Here is an 18691-nt window from a genome sequence, read left to right on the forward strand (position 1 = left end):
TCATTCGTCCCCCATCGGCCCCAAAAGCCCGGCGGCGGTCACCAGGCTCTGGGCGATGTCGCTTATCTTGCGGTTCTGGTTCATCGCCGTCTTGCGCAACAGCGCATAGGCGGCCTCTTCCGTCAGGCCGCGCGACTTCATCAATATACCCTTGGCACGATCGATCACCTTGCGGTTCTCGAGCTCGCCGCGAACCTCTTCCAGTTCGCGCGCCATGCGCGAGAAAGCGTTGAAGCGGCTGACCGCCATGTCGAGGATCGGCTTGACGCGCTCCTGCCTGAGCCCGTCGACGACATAGGCCGAGACGCCGGCATCGACCGCCGCCTCAATCGAGGCCTGGTCGGAGCGGTCGACGAACATGGCAATCGGCCGCTTCACCGCGCGTGACAGCTGGAACATGCTTTCCAGCATGTCGCGGTTCGGATTTTCGAGATCGATGACAATGACATCCGGCTCGATCTCGGCGATGCGCCGCGCAATGCCTGACACGTCATGAATGATAGTGACCTGCTCATGCCCGGCTTCGCGCAAGCCTGCCTCGATGATCGAGGCACGGATGCGATTTTCGTCGATCACCAGGACGGCGAGTGGGGAGCGGACCATGCCTCCAATATGTCGAAGCGGGGAGATTGTGCAATGCGGGATCATCGACCGGGTAAAGGCGGATTCCCTGATGCGTCGACGCCACTGCCAGACCGCAAGGCAACTTTTCGACAGGCCTCGCGCTCTCGACCAACTGCTCTTTTCAGAAATCTTCCCGTAGCGTTCCGCATGGTTCCGCGACCACTTTCGAAAGGGCCAACAGATCGGCGACCGGCTGGCTGCCAGGTCAAGTTGTCATATCTTTCGTAGCGAGTTCGTCAGGCATAGTCGACCGCTACCGCCACCACCGCTGCGCAGTCGCCGGCTTTGACCAAGCCGGGAAAATGCCGCGCGGCCAGCATGCCGGACATCTTTGCCCGGATTTCCTGCGGAGCGATGCCGGTGCGGCCGGTGGAGTGGATGCGCGCCAGTACCGCGCCCTGCTCGACAGGCTCGCTGAGATCGACCATGGTTTCGATCATCCCGTCATCCTCGGCGAAGGAGAAGCAATCGCTCGATGGCATGTCCAGCCATTGCGTCGTGCCCGTCTCGACTGCACCCTCAACAATGCCGGCATGACGCAGCACATTGCTTATGCCGCGCCGCGCGATCCGAACTGTTTGCGCGCGCGAGGTGCCGCCGCCGCCAAGCTCGGTACTGGCGAAGACCTTGCCCATTTCCTCCGCCGCCGTGTCGTACATTCCGACGGAATCGATCTCGATCATGCGCATCGAGAACGGTGCCGAGAATGCTGCTACCGCGTCGAAGGCTTTCTGCTCCAGCGCTTTGTCGGGCACCGTGTGCGCGGCGCAGAATGGTACGAAGTCCAGCGTCCTGCCGCCCGAGTGGAAGTCGAAGACGAGGTCGGCGCGAGGCAGCAGTTCACGTTGGAAGTAATCGGCGATCTTCTCCGTCACCGTACCATCTGGACGGCCGGGAAAGCTGCGGTTCATGTTGCCTTTGTCGATCGGCGACGTCCGGGTGCCGGCGCGAAAGGCTGGATAGTTCATCGCCGGCACGATGATCACCGTGCCGCTGACATGTTTGGGATCGAGCGTGCGGGCGAGATCGTAGAGCGCCAAGGGACCCTCATACTCATCGCCATGGTTGCCGCCGGTGAGCAGCGCCGTTTGCCCGTTGCCGCTGCGGACGACGCAGATCGGGATCATCACCGAACCCCAGGCCGAGTCGTCACGGCTGTAGGGCAGGCGCAGGAAACCATGCTGCACGCCATCCCTGTCGAAATCGACGGTCGGCGCGATTGGGGATGGGCGGGATATCGGGCTCAATTCTTCACCACCAGTTTGCGCGGCACATTGGCCAGGCACTCTACACCGGTTTCGGTGATCAGGATGGATTCGGTGATCTCCAGCCCCATCGTCTCCAGCCACAAGCCGGTCATGAAATGGAACGTCATGCCTGGCTTGAGTTCGGTGCGGTCGCCGGGGCGCAGGCTCATCGTGCGTTCGCCCCAGTCCGGCGGATAGGAAAGACCGATCGAATAGCCGGTGCGGTTGTCCTTGACGATGCCATACTTCTTCAAGACGGCGAAGAAGGCGTTGGCGATGTCCTCGCAGGCGTTGCCGGGCTTGGCCGCTGCAAGCCCCGCCTCCATGCCTTCCAGCGTCGCCTTCTCGGCATCGAGGAAAGCTTGCGTCGGCTTGCCCAGAAAGACGGTGCGCGACAGCGGCAAGTGATAGCGGTTGTAGCAGCCGGCGATCTCGAAGAAAGTGCCTTCGCCCGACTTCATCGGCTGGTCGTCCCAGGTCAGATGCGGCGCCGAGGCGTCGGCGCCCGACGGCAGCAGCGGCACGATCGCCGGATAGTCACCGCCGATCCCGTCGACGCCGCGCGTGCCGGCATCGTAGATCTCGGCAACGAGGTCACATTTGCGCATGCCGACTTCGATCTTGTCGACGATGCGTTGGTGCATGGCTTCGACGATGCGAGCGGCCTTGCGCATATAATCGATCTCGGTCGCGCTCTTCACTGCGCGCTGCCAGTTGACCAGCGCGGTCGCATCGACGAAGCGGGCGTTGGGCAAATGCTTTTGCAGCGCGGCGAAGGCGGCGGCTGAGAACCAGTAATTGTCCATCTCGACGCCAATGGTGAGCTTGCCCCAGCCGCGATCACTGAGCACGCTGGACAAGAAGTCCATCGGGTGGCGTTCGGTCGACTGCACATAGTGGTCGGCGTAGCCGACGATGTTGTCATGGGCGAGATAAGCGGTGCGCTTGGCGCCATTGGCATCCTGGCCGCGGCCATACCAGACCGGCTCGCCCGACGGCGGCACGATAACCGCCTGATGCACGTAGAATGACCAGCCGTCATAGCCGGTCAGCCAGGCCATGTTGGACGGATCGCTCACGATCAGAAGATCGACGCCCTTCACCTCCATGGCTTTCCGTGTCTTGGCGAGGCGCTCCGCAAATTCGGCCCGCGAGAATTTCAGGTTCGGTTGCATTGTTCTTGGTCCTCGTTTGTTGGGCCTGGAGCCCGTTTCAACTTCGTTGAATCCGGCTCCAGGAATTTTGCTTGAGCATGATCTGACCGGAAAACCGGTTCCCACTTTTCCGGATCATGCTTTGCGGCCAGCATCAGCTTTCGAAGATGGTTCCGGAGTTGGCTGCCCTTGCCCGGTCGCGGGCGAGCGTGGCGATCGCGGTGTCCTGCACGCCGGTGCCGGTCAAATCAGCGATGGTGATTTCGCTGGCCGAGCGCCGGCCGTGTTTGTCGCCGGCGATGATCTGGCCGAGTTCGGTCACCTCGGCGTCGGCTCCCATCACGCCTGACGCGATGGCGTGATGCAGTTCGCCGAGACGCCGCGTTTGCTTCGCGCTATCAGCGACATAGAGGTCGGCCATGCGCAGGATCGCCGGCGCGATCTCGTTCTTGTGCTCGGCGTCAGATCCCATGGCGGTGATGTGCTGCCCAGCGGAAACGAAGCCGGCCTTGATTAGCGGCTCAGTCGATGGCGTTGTGGTGACGATGATGTCCGCGCCGCCAACGGCCGTTGCCGCGTCAGGTTCGGCACGCACGAGAATGCCAAGCCTCTCGCGCAGCGCGCCGGCGGTCGCCTCCGCCTTGATGGCATCGCGCGCCCAGATGCGCGCCTCGGCGATCGGCCGCACCAGCATGAGCGCTTCGAGCTGCAAGCCGGCCTGCACGCCGGCACCGAAGATCGCCGCAATGGAGGAGTCCTGCCGCGATAAATGCTTGGCTGCGACAGCGCCCGCGGCGGCCGTGCGGATATCGGTGAGATAGCCATTGTCGAGCAGCAGCGCCTCGACCACACCGGTTCTTGTCGATAGCAGCACCATCATGCCGCCTCCGCTGGGCAGACCGAGTTTCGGATTATCGAAGAAGCCGGAACTTATCTTGACGGCGAAACCATCTATGCCAGGCACATAGGCAGACTTCACATCGACCTCGCCGCGGTGCTCGTGAATGTCGAGCCGCAGGATCGGGGGCATCATCACGGGCAGCGTGGCCAAAGCGCGGAAGGCGTTCTCGACGCAGGCGACCGCGCCGAGGTCGAGCGTTACGATTTTACGCAGATCCGCTTCGGTCAAGATGGTCATGCGGCTCATGCAGCGCGCTCCGTCAGCGATGGCTTCTCGACGCAAACGATCTTCCGGTGCAGCGTCATATCGATGTTTCGTCCGGAAAGCAGAACAACCACCGATCCGTTCGCCTTGACCTTGCCGGCAAGCATCGCGGCGATGCCGACCGCGCCGGCGCCTTCGATGATCTCGCGCTCTTGCGCATAGGCGTGGCGGATGCCGGCGGCTATTTCGTCCTCGCTGAGCAGGATGACGTCGTCGAGCAGGTCGTGGCACATGGCGAAGGTCAAGCGGTTGTCGAGGCCGATGCCGCCGCCAAGCGAATCCGCCAGCGTCGGCAACTCCTCGACCTCGACCGGGCGGCCGGCATCGAGACTCGCCTTCATCGCAGCGCCGCGCGCCATCGAAACGCCAATGACTTTTGTCCGAGGGCTGATGCCTTTGATGGCTGCGGCGATGCCTGAGGCCAGCCCGCCGCCGGAGAGCTGGACCAGAACGAGAGCTGCATCCGGAACCTGCTCGATCATCTCCAGCCCGAGCGTGCCTTGCCCGGCGATGATGGCGGGATGATCGAAAGGTGGCAGCATCACCAGCCCCTCTTGCGCCACCAGCCGCTCGACCTCCTGCTGCGCCTCGTCCTGGCTGTTGCCGACGATGCGGACCTCCGCACCGAGCCGGCGGATTTCGTCGAGCTTGTTGCCCGGCACCAGTCGCGACATGCAGATCACCGCGCGCATTCCTTCAAGCTTTGCTGCATGGGCCAGCGCGCGGCCATGATTGCCGGTCGAGGACGCGACCACGCCGCACGCCCTCTCCTCAGCGCTCAGCGTTGCGACAGCATTCGAGGCGCCGCGCAGCTTGAAGCTGCCGGTGGTCTGGCGATGTTCGAGCTTGAGATGGACGGGGACGCCCAGCCGTTCGGACAGGCTTTGGGATAATACTGTTGGCGTGCGCTCGATCCTGCCGGCAATGCGCTCACGCGCGGCACGAATATCGCTAAGGCTAACTGTTGTCATGATCGTCAATCGCGCGGCAGCGGCAGCGTCATCAGACGGCCGAACTCCGGATGCGGTGTTTCATCGCCACACAGCCGCAAACAATTCCAGGCGCTAGCCTGATTGCTGGTCACCACCGGGCGGCCAATGGCCTCTTCCACGCCGGCGACTGCCAGCGCGCCACGCAGAGCCGTGCAGGAGACGAACAGCGCATCGGCCTCGGCGTGCGTCGCCTCGCGTGCGAGATCGACAATCGCCGCCGGCGCGATGCGCGCCATCTCGCGGTCGTCTTCGAAGCCAAGGCAGGTGAAGCTCAATATGTCGTAGCCACGCGCCGCAAAATAGGCGGCCATCGGCCTCGAGGTTTCCACTGTGTAAGGGGTGAGGATGCTGATCTTTTTCGCGCCCAACGTCTTCAGGCCGCGCACGCCTGCCATAGGCGGCGTGACGACGGGAACGCCCGGCTTGGCAGACTGGATTGCCGCCTCGATCTCCGCATCGCCGATCACCACCGAGGCCGAGGTGCAGGAATAGCAGATGGCGTCGAGGCTCTCGTCGGGCAGGATGAGCGCCGCGCCCGCCGCCAGCTCCGGCTGCATCTTGCGAAGGTTTTCCGGCGTGGTCGGGTTCTTGTAGGGAATGCGCGCGACATAGACGCCGATCCGCTCGCTCGCCACCATGCGGCGGAAATCCGGCTCGCTGGTGTGGTCGGTGGCAAGGATGATCAGGCCGACGCGCTTTTCCAGCGGGCGCGCGTCGAGTGCCGGCCTTGTCGGCATCAGCCTGATTTCGGGCAGCGGTTTCATCTTGAGGATTACCTTTCGATCTTGCCGTAGCGATGTTCCAGCCAGCGCAGCAGCACGACCGAAAAGAGGCTGATGACGAGGAAGAAGGCGCCGACCAGCGTGATCGGCTCGATGTAGCGATAGTAGGTGTTGGCGACGCTCTTGGCCTGGTTCATCAGTTCCAGCACGGTGATCGCCGACAGCAGCGGCGTCTCCTTGAACATGGCGATGAAATAGTTGGCCAGCGCCGGGATCATCGGCGGGATAGCCTGCGGGATGATGATGTTCGTCCAGGTCTGTGTGGCGCTGAGATTGCAGGCCTTGGCCGCTTCCCACTGGCCGCGCGGCACATTGTCGATGCCGGCGCGGTAGACCTCGGCCGTGTAGGTGCCGTAGTGCAGCCCGAGCCCGATGACGCCCGCGACCAACGGCGGCAAAAGGATGCCGAAATCCGGCAGCACGTAGAAGATGAAATAGAGCTGCACCAGAAGCGGCGTGCCGCGGATGAATTCAGCCGCCCAGCCGACGCTGCGCGAGAGCGCCTTGCTGGGCGAGCGGCGCGCCAGTGCGATGCCCAGCCCGACGATGGCGGCCAGCACGGAGCCAAGCAGCGTCGCCAGGATGGTGATCTTCACGCCCTGGATCAGCGTCGGCATGATTTCCCAAACGAAGTTCCAATCCCAATCCATCAGAGGGCCCAATCCATCAGACGCGCACCCCATCGAGGCCACGCGCCATGCGGCGTTCCAGAGAACGCACGCCCCAAGAGATGATCAGCGCCAGCACGAAATAGATGATCAGGATGGTGGTGAAAGGTACCAGCGTGTTGCCGGTCTGCGAGCGCACGACCTGCGCCTGAAAAGTGAGGTCGGCGAGCGAGATCAGCGACACCACGGAAGTCGCCTTGAGCAGCTCGATGGCGTTGTTGCCGAAAGTCGGCAGCATAATCAGCAGCGCCTGCGGCAGGATGACGTGGCGCATGCCTTGCCAGCGGCCGAAATTGAGCGCGATGCAGGCCTCATATTGCTCGCGGCCGACCGACTGGATGGCACCGCGCACCACTTCGGCCGCATAGGCGCCGACATTGAGGCCCAGCGCCAGCACGCCGGCCTGCAGCGGAGTCAGTTCGAGGCCGATCAACGGCAACACGAAATAGGCAAAGAACAGCTGCACGAAGATCGAGGTGCCGCGGAAGAATTCGATGTAGACGGTTGCCAGCCAGCGCAGCGCAAAGAAGCGCGACAGGCGCCCCATGCCGGCGAGAAAGGCCATGATCAGCGCGAGCACCGACCCCATCAGCGTCAGCTCGATGGTGACAAGCGCTCCCTGCAATATCAGGCCGAGATAGCCGGACCACTGGGTCATCTAGGTTCCAACATTGGCGGTTTCAGAGTCCCTTCTCCCCGTTTACGGGGGGTTGAGGAGCGGTCCGCGTAGCGGGCGAAAGCCAATTGCTTGGCTTTTCGAGCGACGAACGCCGGCAGGCAGATGAGGGGCGGAGCCAGCCTCTCAAGGGAAAGCGCTGCCCCTCATCCGTCACTTCGTGACACCTTCTCCCCGTTGAACGGGGCGAAGGAAAAATCACTTCGCGGCGCAGAGCTTGTCGCGGGTTGTCGACATCGCCGCTGCCGCCGAGAAGCCGTAGGGTTCGATGATCTTGGCGAACTCTCCGGATTTCTTCAGCTTCGCGAGTTCCACGTCGAAGGCATCGCGCAACGCTTCGTCGCCCTTCTTGAAGGCGGCGCCGTCGCAATAGACCGGCGCGCCCTGCACTGGCGCAATGACTTCGAGGTTCGGATCATTGGCCTTCTTGACCAGGTCGTTGATGGAAAGAACCGGCAGCGAATAGGCATCGATGCGGCCGTCCTGCAGCATCTTCAGGCCGCTTTGGCCGTCCGGTACGACAATGACGCGCTCGCGCGGCACGCCGGCGTTGAGCGCCAGCTTCTCTTCGGTGCCGCCGCCGGGCGCGCCGATGGTGGCTGACGTGTCCTTGGCGACGTCCTCGTAGCTCTTGAATCCCTTCGGATTGCCCTTCTTCACCAGCATCGCCTCGGCGTCGCACAGCACCGGTTCGGAATAGACGACCGCCGCGCAGCGCTCCGGTTTCATGAACAGGCCGGCAGTGACGACGTCGAAGCGGCCGGCCTGCAGGCCGGGGATCATCGCGCCATACTCCGAAATCGACGCAACGATGTCGCCAACGCCGAGACGCTTGAAGACCTCGCGGGCCACGTCCGGCGCCGCACCCGAAACCTTGCCGTCGGCGGCGACGGCCGTGTAGGGCGGCTCGTTGGCGATGGCGACGCGGGCAAAGCCCTGCGCCTTCAGCTGCTCGAGCTTGCTGTCATCGGCGGAACCGGAGCTTGACGCGGCCAGGACCGCCGTCAATGCGAGACCGGCGACGCCGGCCAGAATGCCAAGTTTCTTCATTGTTCCCAACTCCTTGTTTTCTTGTTTGGTTTTGTCTGAGGCGGTCTTCCGCCCCGCAAAGCGGTCAGACACGATGTCCGGCCGCGATGATCTTCTTCAGGAAGCCTTGCGTGCGCTCCTGCTTGGGATGGCGGAAAATCTCGTCGGGCTTGCCTTCCTCGACGATCCTGCCGCGGTCGAAAAACAGCACGCGGTCGGCGAAGTCGTGGGCAAAGCCCATCTCATGGGTGACGAGCAGCATGGTCATGTCGGTCTCCGCGGCAAGCTTGCGCATGACGTTGAGCACCTCTTCGACCAGCTCCGGATCGAGCGCCGAGGTCACCTCGTCGAAGAGCATGATCTTCGGCGACAAAGCCAGCGCGCGCGCAATCGCCACACGCTGCTTCTGGCCTCCGGACAATTGCGCCGGCATCGACTTCGCCTTGTCGGCCATGCCGACCATGTCGAGCAGTTCCATCGCCCGCTTTTCGGCTGCGGCGCGCGGCGTGCCCTTGGTCAGCATCGGCGCCAGCGTGACATTGTCCATGACGCATTTGTGCGGAAACAGATTGAACAGCTGGAAGACCATGCCGATTTTCTGGCGCATCTTGGTCAGGTGCCGCTCGTCGGCGGGCAGCAGCTGGCCATTGCGCTCCATGTGGTAGAGCTGCTCGCCATCGATCTGGATATGGCCGCCATCGATCCTTTCCAGCGTCATCAGGATGCGCAGGATTGTCGTCTTTCCCGAGCCGGACGGGCCGATCAGCGCCAGCTTCTCGCCGGGCATGACCTGCATCGACAGGCCGTCGAGCACCTTGAACGAGCCGAAGCTCTTCGAAATGGCGTCGACCTTGATGATGGGTGTGGACAAATGAATTTCCCCTGTTGGAGAAGCCTGTGCCCTTAACGATGGGGAAGGCGCCAAATCATGTCAATTGAGAAAATAATCTCATGACAATATTTCCGGCACCGCATGATTTCAGGGCAATTTCCGCTCAGATTGCGAGCAGCAGATGCTCCGGATCGCCAAGCAGGAGCTTGGTCACAACGCCGAGGCCGGCACGCAATTCCCCCTCGGTGGTCGAGCCCAACGAGATGCGCACCGCCGGATGCCAAGGCGCATCGGAGATGCGGAAGGAGGTGCCGGGCGCGATCGCCACGCCCTGCAAGCGGGCCTGGGCGACGAAGCTGTCCTCGGCGCGGTTGGCCGGCAATTGCAGCCAGACATGCAGCCCGTCGCGCCGGGCGCGGTAGTCGACCCCGGCCAGCACTTCGGCCGCGATATCCTGGCGCCGCCGCAACGCCGCGCGCTGCCAGCGCACGAGGTCCATCGCCGTGCCGTCCGTCACCCATTTGGTAGCGATCTCGGCCACCAGCGGCGTCGCCATCCAGTTGGACACCAGATGCCGGTTGGCCACCGCCGCGACATAGCGGTCGGGCGCGGCGAGGTAGCCGATGCGCAGGCCGGGCACGGTGATCTTGGTGAAGGAAGTGACATAGAGCGTCCGCTCCGGCGCGAAGGCGGCAACCGGCGGCGGCCGGTCTTCGACCAGGGGCCCCAGCACATCGTTCTCGATTATGGCGATGTCGTGCTTGCGCGCCACCGCCGCGATCTCTTCGCGCCGCCGCGCATCCATCAGTGTGGCCGTCGGATTGATCACCGACGGCTGCACGAACACGGCGCGGATGTCGGAGAGCCTGCAGGCCTCGTCGAGCGCTTCCGGGATCAGGCCGTTGTCGTCGATCGGCAGGCCTTCAAGGTTGAAGCCGAGATAGCGCGCCAGTGGTACTAGCGTGTGGTGGCCAATTGCTTCGGTGGCGACGGTCGAACCGGGCGGCGCGACGCTCATCAGTGCCACCGTCATCCCCGCGGTGGCGCCGTTGGTCAGGCTGATATTCTGTGCGGAGACATCCAGCCCGCACGGCTTCAGCCAGTCCACCGCCACCGCGCGATGGCGCGGGAACACCATGTTGGGCCGGAACGACAGCGCCGAACTTGACGGCAGGTTTTCCGCCAGCCAGCCCAGCGCTTGCTTCAGCCGCTCCAGATGCATCGGCTCGCAGACCGGCTTCAGGATGGAGAGATCAATGACCTCGCCGAGGCGTTCCGGCAGATAGGGCGGCTCGGGCTCGCGGCGCTGCGTCTGGACAAAACTGCCGCGGCCGATCTCGCCCGAAATCAGGCCGCGCCGGATCAGTTCCTCATAGGCGCGGCTGACCGTCTGCACCGACAATTTGAGATCGTCTGCCAGCCGGCGATGCGTCGGCAGCCGCGCGCCATTGCCCAGCCGCCCGTCATGGATGGCGCGCGCGAACTGGTCGGCCAGCGATTGATAGGCCGGCCGGCGAAGCAGCGCTGGATCGGGTTGCCACAATGTCATGACTTATTAGGATCGAAATCAGTGCAATTGACAATCGAAATCATGCGCCGTCATGGTGATGCCGACAAAAAGTGGACGCCGATGAGATCAGCGAAACTCGACGCGATCGACCTGAAATCCTAGAGGCCATCCAGCGCGACGGACGCATCACCAAGCTGGCGCTGGCCGAGCAGGTCGGCCTTTCGCCGACGCCGTGCTGGATGCGGCTGCGCAAGCTGGAAAAGGCCGGCATCGTCTCGGGCTATCACGCCAGGATCGCCATGCGTGTCGTGACGCCGGTCGCCACTGTATTGATGGAGGTGACGCTGGCCAGCCACCGCCAGGCCGATTTCGACCGCTTCGAGCGCGTCATCCGCGATATCCCCGAGATAGTAGCCTGCTGGTCTGTCGGCGGCGGCGTCGACCATGTGGTGAAGGTGATGGCGCGCGACATCGACGCCTATCAGCGGCTGGTCGACGGCTTGCTCGAGCGCGAAATCGGCATCGATCGCTACTTCACCTACATTGTCACCAAGACAGTGAAGGAGGAACTCGTTCTCCCCATCGCTGACCTGCTGCCGGCATCGTCCTAGCCTGGAGAGATCGTCTGCCAAGGCGGCAGAATAGAGAGACTCTCTCCACGACCGGGCGCGCAAACAATCTCTCTGTCTGCTTAATGACCGATAGTCTTCCCGCACAGTCCGAAACGGGAGGCCTCGATCATGTCCGCGCATTTCGCCCGCTCGCATCGCCATGAGGCGCTCGAACGCCTTGCCGACCGCCGGCTGCTTCGCGAACTCGCCTATGTCGATGGCCACTGGACGGCAAGCGATGCCGCCAAAAGCTTCGAAGTGACCGATCCGGCCACCGGCACCACCGTTGCCTTTGTTGCCGCGCTCGATGCCGGGCAGACAACCAGGGCGATCGATGCCGCCGCGCGTGCCTTCCCGGCCTGGCGATCGCTGCTGCCGCAGGAGCGGTCCAAAATTCTGCGAAAATGGTTCGAATTGATCATTGCCGCAAAAGACGATCTCGCTCTGCTGATGACACTGGAGCAAGGCAAGCCGCTGCAGGAATCGCTTGGCGAAATCGACTACGCCGCTTCCTTCGTCGAGTGGTATGCGGAGGAAGCCAAACGCCTTAACGCCGAGAGCGTCACCAGCCATCTGCCCAACGCGGAAATGATGGTGCGGCGCGAGCCGATCGGTATTGTCGGCGTCGTCACGCCGTGGAATTTTCCGTCGGCGATGCTGACCCGCAAGGCGGCGGCAGCGCTTGCCGCCGGCTGCACCATCGTCGCGCATCCGTCCTCGGAGACGCCGCTGTCGGCGCTGGCGCTGGCTGAGCTTGGCGAGCGTGCCGGCCTGCCCGCCGGCGTCCTCAACGTCATCACTGGCAAAGCCGCGACGATTGTCGGCCGCATGTGCGAGGATGCCCGCGTCCGCGCCATGAGTTTTACCGGCTCGACGGAGATCGGCAGGCTGATCGCCGCGCAAAGTGCTGCTACGATGAAGCGGCTGGTGATGGAGCTTGGCGGCCATGCGCCGCTGATCGTGTTTGCGGATGCGGATCTCGACAAAGCGGTGAGCATCGCCGTCGACGCCAAGTTCGCCACGTCGGGCCAGGATTGCCTCGCCGCCAACCGCATCTATATCCAGCGCCCGATCTACGACCGTTTCTGCGCCGCCTTCGCTAGGCGCATCGAGGCGCTGCGCACCGGCAATGGGCTTGCCGACGGCACCGACATCGGGCCGCTGATGCATGAGCGCGCTGTCACCAAGGTCGAGGAGCAGGTCGCGGATGCCGTCGCTCATGGCGCGCGTTGCCTCACGGGCGGCAGACGGCATCAGGCCGGGCCGTTGTTCTACCAGCCGACGCTGCTGGTCGATGTTTCCGACGAAGCGCTGATCATGCGCGAAGAGACTTTTGGCCCGGTCGCCGCGGTGACGCCCTTCGACAGCGAGGACGAGGCGATCGCCCGCGCCAACGCCACTGAATATGGTCTCGTCGCCTATGTCGTCACCGAGAACGGCGCTCGCCAGCAACGCATGGGCCGCGCCCTCGACTACGGTATGGTCGCCATCAATCGCGTCAAGATCACCGGGGCACCGATCCCGTTCGGCGGCGTCAAGCAATCCGGCATTGGCCGCGAAGGCTCGCGCCACGGGCTCGAAGCCTTCACCGATCTCAAATATCTCTGCCTGGACGTCGCATAGGTTCCAGGTCCACGGATGCATTAGAAGCGTGTTTGCCAATCTCTGAGATCTATCCATGAACGCCACAACAAGAACCGTCCCGGCCACCATGGCCGCCGTGCTGCTCACCGGGCACGGCGGACCGGAAAAGCTCGTCTACCGCACCGATGTCAAAGTGCCTGTGCCTGCAGCCGGCGAAGTGCTGGTCAAGGTCAGCGCTTGCGGTATGAACAACACCGATGTCTGGGTGCGCCAGGGGGCCTATGGCACGGAGGAGGACTCAGCCGCCGTATCGACCTGGCGACGCCAGGGCAACACGCTTGTTTTCCCGCGTATCCAGGGCACCGACACGGTCGGTACCATTGCTGCTGTCGGCGAAGGCGTCTCGCCGGATCGCGTTGGCGAACGGGTGATGGTCGATTTCTCCATCTACAACCGCGACGACGATTCACTCGCCGACATTGACTATATGGGACACGGCCGTGACGGCGGTTACGCCGAGTACCAGGCGGTGCCGGCTGAAAACGCCCATGTCGTCGACACCAAGATGAGCGACGTAGAACTCGCCACCTTCTGCTGCGCCTATCTCACCGGCGAGCAGATGCTGGAGCGTGCCGGGCTGAAAGCCGGCGAGCGCGTGCTGGTCACCGGTGCGTCGGGCGGCGTTGGCTCCGGCATCGTGCAGCTGGCACGGGCGCGTGGTGCGATCCCCTATGCAGTCGTCGGCAAGGGCAAGGAGCAGGCGGTACGCGACATCGGCGCCGAGGCGGTCATCACACGTGGCGTCGCCGACTTGCCCGCCGCGGTTAATGAGGCGACCGGCGGCCAGCCGATCGATGTCGTGGCCGATCTCGTCGGCGGTACAATCTTCAATGACCTGTTGCGCGTCCTGAGGCCCGAAGGCCGCTATGCAACCGCCGGCGCCATCGCCGGGCCGGTGGTGCAACTCGATCTCAGGACCATGTATCTGAAGCAACTGCAGCTGCATGGTTCGAGCCAGGGCACGCGTGCCGACTTTCGCCGCATCGTTGGCTATATCGAGGCGAAGAAAATCCGGCCGCTGGTTGGCGGTGTCTACAAACTGTCGGACTTCCACCGTGCCCAGACAGACTTCATGGGTAAGGACTTCGTTGGCAAGCTCGTCGTGGTGCCAGATGCAATGTGGAGGCGGCCAAGATCATTGATCCAGGACCCAACCGACGTCACCTCAAATAGGGTCATCCGAGCCATGTCAGCTGACACTGCCTCAGCGCAAACCGCGTGGTCATCGGCGATGTCTGCTTCTAGACAGTGCCAAAGCTGACCTCAACGACCGAGATGAGGCGCAAAGCCGCCGCCCTCTTGCGTCTCGCGCAGGTCAACTATGGGGTCAAGTCGGGCATGCCACACGTCCGAGCCAGTGATCCGGAACGACTCAAAGACTAACTTCGCGGCAGGCGTGGAAATCGTCTCGAGCACAATCCGATTTGATTTTTATGGGAGGTTCGAGTCCACGACGCGGGGCAAGGAAAAAATACATGAGTAAAATCAAGAAGTTAGATGGTCTTTTGGTGAGCCGGAGGACGTAGTAAGAACGTTGATTTTATTGAGTTTTTCGTGGGCAAAATCAGAAATCTTCCCGTATCGTTCCGCATGGTCCTGCGACCGGCGGCCGAGTATAGCGAAAACCGTCATCGACCTCGCACGCTCGAATAGTATCGAACGGCGCCTCACGACACCCGGCGACCAGCAAAACCAGTACTTTCGTGTGCGGTTTTGCTCCAACGTGATGCGAATTTCGGATTCGTCACACTAGGCGGTCTCGGCAATATTCAGCACGGCGTCGATCTCGGCCGTCGCCGCTGCCGGCAGCGGCCCTTTTTCCAGTGCACTGAGATTGTCCTCGACCTGCTCGGGTCGCGTGAAGCCGGGAACCGGCAAGGCGATCACCGACCAGGCGAGGATCCAACCGAGCGCGGCTTGCGACCTGCTGTCGTCGACCTCGCCATAGATGGTCGCCGTATCACTCCAGCGCGCGGCGCCACCCGCCGCCCAGGTGGCGCGCGCCATGTCGAACGACTCCGGCAGAGTTGTGTGGCCCTTACAGGCCATGGGTCTATTTTATTGCGATGACCCTGCCTGCTCTATCTAGATTGCAATTGACCTTTGCCTGCCGGACTTCGTTACCTCCTTGCCTCGCGTAGTCCACTCGCACATTGAGCGGCGCCATGATTGTACCCCGGCGTTGACGCAAGGCACCCGCGCTTGCCGCACGGACACGGATGGCCCCAAGTGGCTTGGCAGCGGACATGACCGCCGCGCGGCAGGCTTGCACAACCGCAACCGGCGTCCCGGGTATCGCTTCCAGTGGTAGCAGAGATCCAAAGGGATATCCCTTGGTGAAGCCCCGCCCGGATTTGGAAGGCCTGAGGACGGACGGCAGAACAATCGACTTCATGGTGGTCTTGGCAGTCGCTGTCGAGACTGCGGCCGGACTACCGGCAGTGGTAGCCGATTGGTTTTCGGCCGACTGATCATCGCCAACACCGGCATTTGCGCCAACCGAAGCTCCAACGCCTAGTCCGCCCGCGCCGCTAACGCTCGTCCCGACCCCCACAGACGTGCCTTGCGCACCGGCGCTCACTCCAGCACCGACCCCGAGACCGCCGACGTTCGCGCCCACCCCCGCAGAAGTGCCTTGCGCACCGGCACTCACTCCAGCGCCGACCCCGAGACCGCCGACGTTCGCGCCCACCCCCGCAGAAGTGCCTTGCGCACCTGCGCTCACACCGGCGCCGAGCCCGATGCCGCCAACACGACCGCCTACGCCCGTGTCAAAAGCCGAGGCAGGTCCGACTGCCATCCCGATCATCAACGCGGCCACGACGCAATCTTTCATTGTCATGCTCCCGTGCAGCATACATTTCGTTCCCTAGTCCTCACTGTCGCAGGTCGCGCTTTTTCGGGGGGCGACTTGGGAGCAGTGCGGCGGGAAGATCGATGGTTGCCAGCACCTCGGATTGCGATGGGTCCTGGCCCTTTACCTTCTGTTTCCCCTGTGAGGGCGGTTTACGGGTTGCCCCTGAGCGCGGCAATTTAGCTGCAAGCTCACCCGCTGGGGCGAGCGCTTTCGGCGGGCGCTGCAAGTCTGTAGTGCGCCGCTTATCCTTGAAGATATCAATCGTCGCCCGTGCGGCACTGAGGCTGCGGGCCAAAGCGGTGGCCCTTTCACGCTCTTGGTCGAGCGCCGCACTCAGTCCAATGGAGCGCTGCCTCAGAGCATCGCGTTCCTTCCGAACCAAGTCGAGTTCACTCATGGCTGAATTTGCTCGTTCGCGCTCCAGTTCGAGCGCTTCTCCAGCCTGCTTTGAAGCGGCCTCGGCCACTTGGCGGTCCTTTGCGGCGCTGGCCTGCTCGACCGCTGCCAGATTTGCGCTTGTCCTGAGAGCATCGATCGTTTGATGAGCCGTGGTAAGTTGTTGTTTCAAGAGCTCAACCTGGCGCTCATCCTCAAGCGGCTGCTTGGCAGGAGCCTGAGCGGCTTCAATGGCGGGGTTGGCAACGGGCACGCTGCCGCTCGCGTTTTCCGAAAGAGTGGCTGCCGCCTGGAGATTTTCGATAACACGTTGCGCCATCTCCAGACTGTGCGAGAGCGCTTTGTCTGTTTGCTGCTGCGCTTCTAAGGCCTGAGCTTGCCTGGCCAGCTCCGCTCGTGCTGCGGCCAATTCGCGGCGCAGGCCTTCCACATTCTCGTCGAGCGGGTTGCCTGCATCCTTGGATGCTTGCGCTTCACCGAGGACCGCACCGGATATAGGGGATCCGGGCGCGCCCGTTTGCGCGTTGCCCGGTTTTTTCTCGAAATCGGTATGGTCCGAAACCACGACCGACGAGCTGTCGTTAGCTGCGCCGACCGTTGACGTTCCCGGAGCCAATTGACTGTACGCCGGAGATGCAAACAGCAGAATGAGGGTTAACGGAGCGAAAGGAGATATGGCGCCACGCGCTGTGCCGCGTATCCCTCGGAGCAAAATCAATAGGGGTCGACTAATGAACGTGACGTTCCAGCGGAGACGCTTTGATTTGGTATTCCGTGCATAGACCATCGCTGAAACTCATCAACCACGGCCCTCACCGCTATTGTATTTTCTACTTACTGCAGGCCACGTCGCTAGATGCCGCGTGGTACGAATTTTATCGCCATCTCCTTACTTGTCTTCGTTCGAACGGACGAAGGATGTTCCTTGCGCTCGCTAGGCTCGACCTATGAACAAAATGGGGACCATCAGGCCGATGCCGCTAGCCAGCAAAAGGCTGATCATCGCGACGATGAAAACCTCAAGAGCGCAACTGACCCATTTATCTGTGATCGACGAAAAATGCAGCTTCGATCGCGAGGGCTTCGTCCCAATTGCTGACTCATTGGTCACCTCTTCTGGGCGGAGACGATTAGCCATCCGCCCTACTCCACCGTCACCGATTTCGCCAGATTGCGCGGCTGGTCGACATCGGTGCCCATGAAGACGGCGGCGTAATAGGCCAGCATCTGGATCGGCAGCGCGTAGATGATCGGCGAGATGATCTCCGGCACGTCGGGCAGGATGATTGTCTCCATCGTCTTGAGGCTCACCTGCGCCGCGCCCTTGGCATCGGTGATCAGGATGATCTTGCCGCCGCGCGCCGCCACCTCCTGCATGTTGGACACCGTCTTTTCGAAAATGCGGTCATGCGGCGCGATGACGATCACCGGCATGTTTTCGTCGATCAGCGCGATCGGCCCATGCTTCAGCTCGCCGGCGGCATAGCCTTCGGCATGGATGTAGGAGATTTCCTTGAGTTTCAGCGCGCCTTCCATGGCCAGCGGGAAATTGGTATCGCGGCCGAGATAGAGCACGTCCTTGTAGCGCGAGATTTCACGCGCAATGCGCTCGATCTGTTCCTCGAGCTTCAGCACCTGGTTGGCGTAGCGTGGCGCCTCCGAAAGCGCGCGCACCAGSGTYTTTTCCTCGTCCTTCGAGATCGTGCCGCGCGCCACGCCGGCGCGCACCGCCAGCGACGCCAGCACCGACAGCTGGCAGGTGAAAGCCTTGGTCGAGGCGACGCCGATCTCCGGACCGGCSAGCGTCGGCAGCACGACATCGGATTCGCGCGCCATGGTCGATTCGCGAACATTGACGATGGCGCCGATCTTCATGCCGGCCTTGCGGCAATAGCGCAGCGACGCCAGCGTGTCGGCGGTTTCGCCCGACTGCGAGATGAAGAAGGCGGCGTCCTTGTCCGACAGCGGCATTTCGCGGTAGCGGAACTCCGAAGCGACGTCGATGTCGACCGGCAGCCGCGCATAGCGCTCGAACCAGTATTTGCTGATCAGCCCGGCGAGATAGGCGGTGCCGCAAGCCGAGATCGCCAGCCGGCCGATCTTGGCAAAATCGAAGGGCAGATCCAGTGGCTTCGAGACGCCGGAGACGAAATCGACATAATGCGCCAGCGTGTGCGAGATCACTTCCGGCTGCTCATGGATTTCCTTTTCCATGAAGTGGCGGCGGTTGCCCTTGTCGACCATGAAGCTGGTCGACAGCGACTGCTGGCGCTTGCGGTCGACTTTTTTGCCATCGATGTCGAAAATGGTGACGCCGCCGCGGCGCACCACCGCCCAGTCGCCGTCTTCGAGATAGGTGATGGAATTGGTGAACGGGGCGAGCGCGATGGCGTCGGAGCCCAAAAACATCTCGCCTTCGCCATGACCGACGGCGAGCGGCGGGCCATTGCGGGCGCCGACAATGAGATCCTCATCGCCCGTGAACATGATCGCCAGCGCAAAGG

General features: G+C 62.7%; 16 protein-coding genes and 1 pseudogene. 3 read left to right on the forward strand and 14 right to left on the reverse strand.

Annotated features, from left to right (window positions below):
• From AC1DZ8_RS26130 to ehuR, 11 genes are all read right to left on the reverse strand, one after another.
• Window positions 1-603: an ANTAR domain-containing response regulator gene (locus AC1DZ8_RS26130; protein WP_477300733.1), complete on the reverse strand. Its 603-nt coding sequence runs from the start codon at window positions 601-603 to the stop codon at window positions 1-3.
• 257 nt (window positions 604-860) lie between these two features.
• Entirely contained in the window at window positions 861-1871 is a 1011-nt protein-coding gene (gene doeB, locus AC1DZ8_RS26135; RefSeq protein WP_477300731.1) for a N(2)-acetyl-L-2,4-diaminobutanoate deacetylase DoeB, read from the reverse strand.
• A complete protein-coding gene (gene doeA / locus AC1DZ8_RS26140) occupies window positions 1868-3046 on the reverse strand; it encodes an ectoine hydrolase DoeA (RefSeq protein ID WP_477300729.1) in 1179 nt (392 codons plus the stop codon). Before doeA ends, doeB begins: the two co-directional genes overlap by 4 nt.
• Window positions 3047-3179: 133 nt before the next feature.
• Window positions 3180-4172 (reverse strand): cyclodeaminase, encoded by a 993-nt coding sequence (locus AC1DZ8_RS26145; RefSeq protein WP_477300727.1) that lies wholly within the window; start codon window positions 4170-4172, stop codon window positions 3180-3182.
• Entirely contained in the window at window positions 4169-5161 is a 993-nt protein-coding gene (eutB, locus tag AC1DZ8_RS26150) for a hydroxyectoine utilization dehydratase EutB (protein WP_477300725.1), read from the reverse strand. The genes AC1DZ8_RS26145 and eutB overlap by 4 nt, the downstream gene beginning before the upstream one ends.
• 5 nt (window positions 5162-5166) lie before the next feature.
• Window positions 5167-5946: an ectoine utilization protein EutA gene (gene eutA, locus AC1DZ8_RS26155; protein WP_477300723.1), complete on the reverse strand. Its 780-nt coding sequence runs from the start codon at window positions 5944-5946 to the stop codon at window positions 5167-5169.
• Window positions 5947-5954: 8 nt separating this feature from the next.
• The gene (ehuD, locus tag AC1DZ8_RS26160; RefSeq protein WP_477300721.1) at window positions 5955-6614 is read right to left on the reverse strand and encodes an ectoine/hydroxyectoine ABC transporter permease subunit EhuD; all 660 of its coding nucleotides are present in this window, start codon (window positions 6612-6614) and stop codon (window positions 5955-5957) included.
• 16 nt (window positions 6615-6630) lie between these two features.
• Window positions 6631-7290, reverse strand: a complete 660-nt coding sequence (gene ehuC, locus AC1DZ8_RS26165) for an ectoine/hydroxyectoine ABC transporter permease subunit EhuC (protein WP_477300719.1) — start codon at window positions 7288-7290, stop codon at window positions 6631-6633.
• 216 nt (window positions 7291-7506) lie between these two features.
• Window positions 7507-8358 (reverse strand): ectoine/hydroxyectoine ABC transporter substrate-binding protein EhuB, encoded by an 852-nt coding sequence (gene ehuB, locus AC1DZ8_RS26170; protein WP_477300717.1) that lies wholly within the window; start codon window positions 8356-8358, stop codon window positions 7507-7509.
• 64 nt (window positions 8359-8422) lie between these two features.
• Window positions 8423-9208 (reverse strand): ectoine/hydroxyectoine ABC transporter ATP-binding protein EhuA, encoded by a 786-nt coding sequence (gene ehuA, locus AC1DZ8_RS26175; RefSeq protein ID WP_477300715.1) that lies wholly within the window; start codon window positions 9206-9208, stop codon window positions 8423-8425.
• Window positions 9209-9332: 124 nt separating this feature from the next.
• Window positions 9333-10718 (reverse strand): MocR-like ectoine utilization transcription factor EhuR, encoded by a 1386-nt coding sequence (ehuR, locus tag AC1DZ8_RS26180; protein WP_477300713.1) that lies wholly within the window; start codon window positions 10716-10718, stop codon window positions 9333-9335.
• Window positions 10719-10799: 81 nt separating this feature from the next.
• Between ehuR and AC1DZ8_RS26185 the strand changes: the two are divergent.
• The 3 genes and pseudogenes from AC1DZ8_RS26185 (at window position 10800) to AC1DZ8_RS26195 (ending at window position 14195) form a co-directional block, all read left to right on the forward strand.
• Window positions 10800-11290 (forward strand): annotated as a pseudogene (locus AC1DZ8_RS26185) (Lrp/AsnC family transcriptional regulator).
• 129 nt (window positions 11291-11419) lie between these two features.
• Window positions 11420-12913 carry an NAD-dependent succinate-semialdehyde dehydrogenase gene (locus AC1DZ8_RS26190; RefSeq protein ID WP_477300711.1) on the forward strand — a complete coding sequence of 498 codons (1494 nt, stop codon included), beginning with the start codon at window positions 11420-11422 and terminating at the stop codon, window positions 12911-12913.
• A 55-nt stretch (window positions 12914-12968) separates the two neighbouring features.
• Window positions 12969-14195 (forward strand): alcohol dehydrogenase family protein, encoded by a 1227-nt coding sequence (locus AC1DZ8_RS26195; RefSeq protein WP_477300709.1) that lies wholly within the window; start codon window positions 12969-12971, stop codon window positions 14193-14195.
• A gap of 488 nt (window positions 14196-14683) precedes the next feature.
• Here the strand turns inward: AC1DZ8_RS26195 and AC1DZ8_RS26200 are convergent, their stop codons facing one another.
• From AC1DZ8_RS26200 to glmS, 3 genes are all read right to left on the reverse strand, one after another.
• Window positions 14684-14941, reverse strand: coding sequence for an aldo/keto reductase (locus tag AC1DZ8_RS26200; RefSeq protein ID WP_477300707.1), 258 nt, complete (start codon window positions 14939-14941; stop codon window positions 14684-14686).
• Window positions 14942-15810: 869 nt separating this feature from the next.
• Window positions 15811-16974, reverse strand: a complete 1164-nt coding sequence (locus tag AC1DZ8_RS26205) for a hypothetical protein (RefSeq protein ID WP_477300705.1) — start codon at window positions 16972-16974, stop codon at window positions 15811-15813.
• A gap of 356 nt (window positions 16975-17330) precedes the next feature.
• Window positions 17331-18691 (reverse strand): glutamine--fructose-6-phosphate transaminase (isomerizing) (glmS, locus tag AC1DZ8_RS26210; protein ID WP_477401848.1); only part of this gene is annotated, 1361 nt, incomplete at its 5' end.

Source organism: Mesorhizobium sp. P2_F7 (assembly GCF_056403695.1).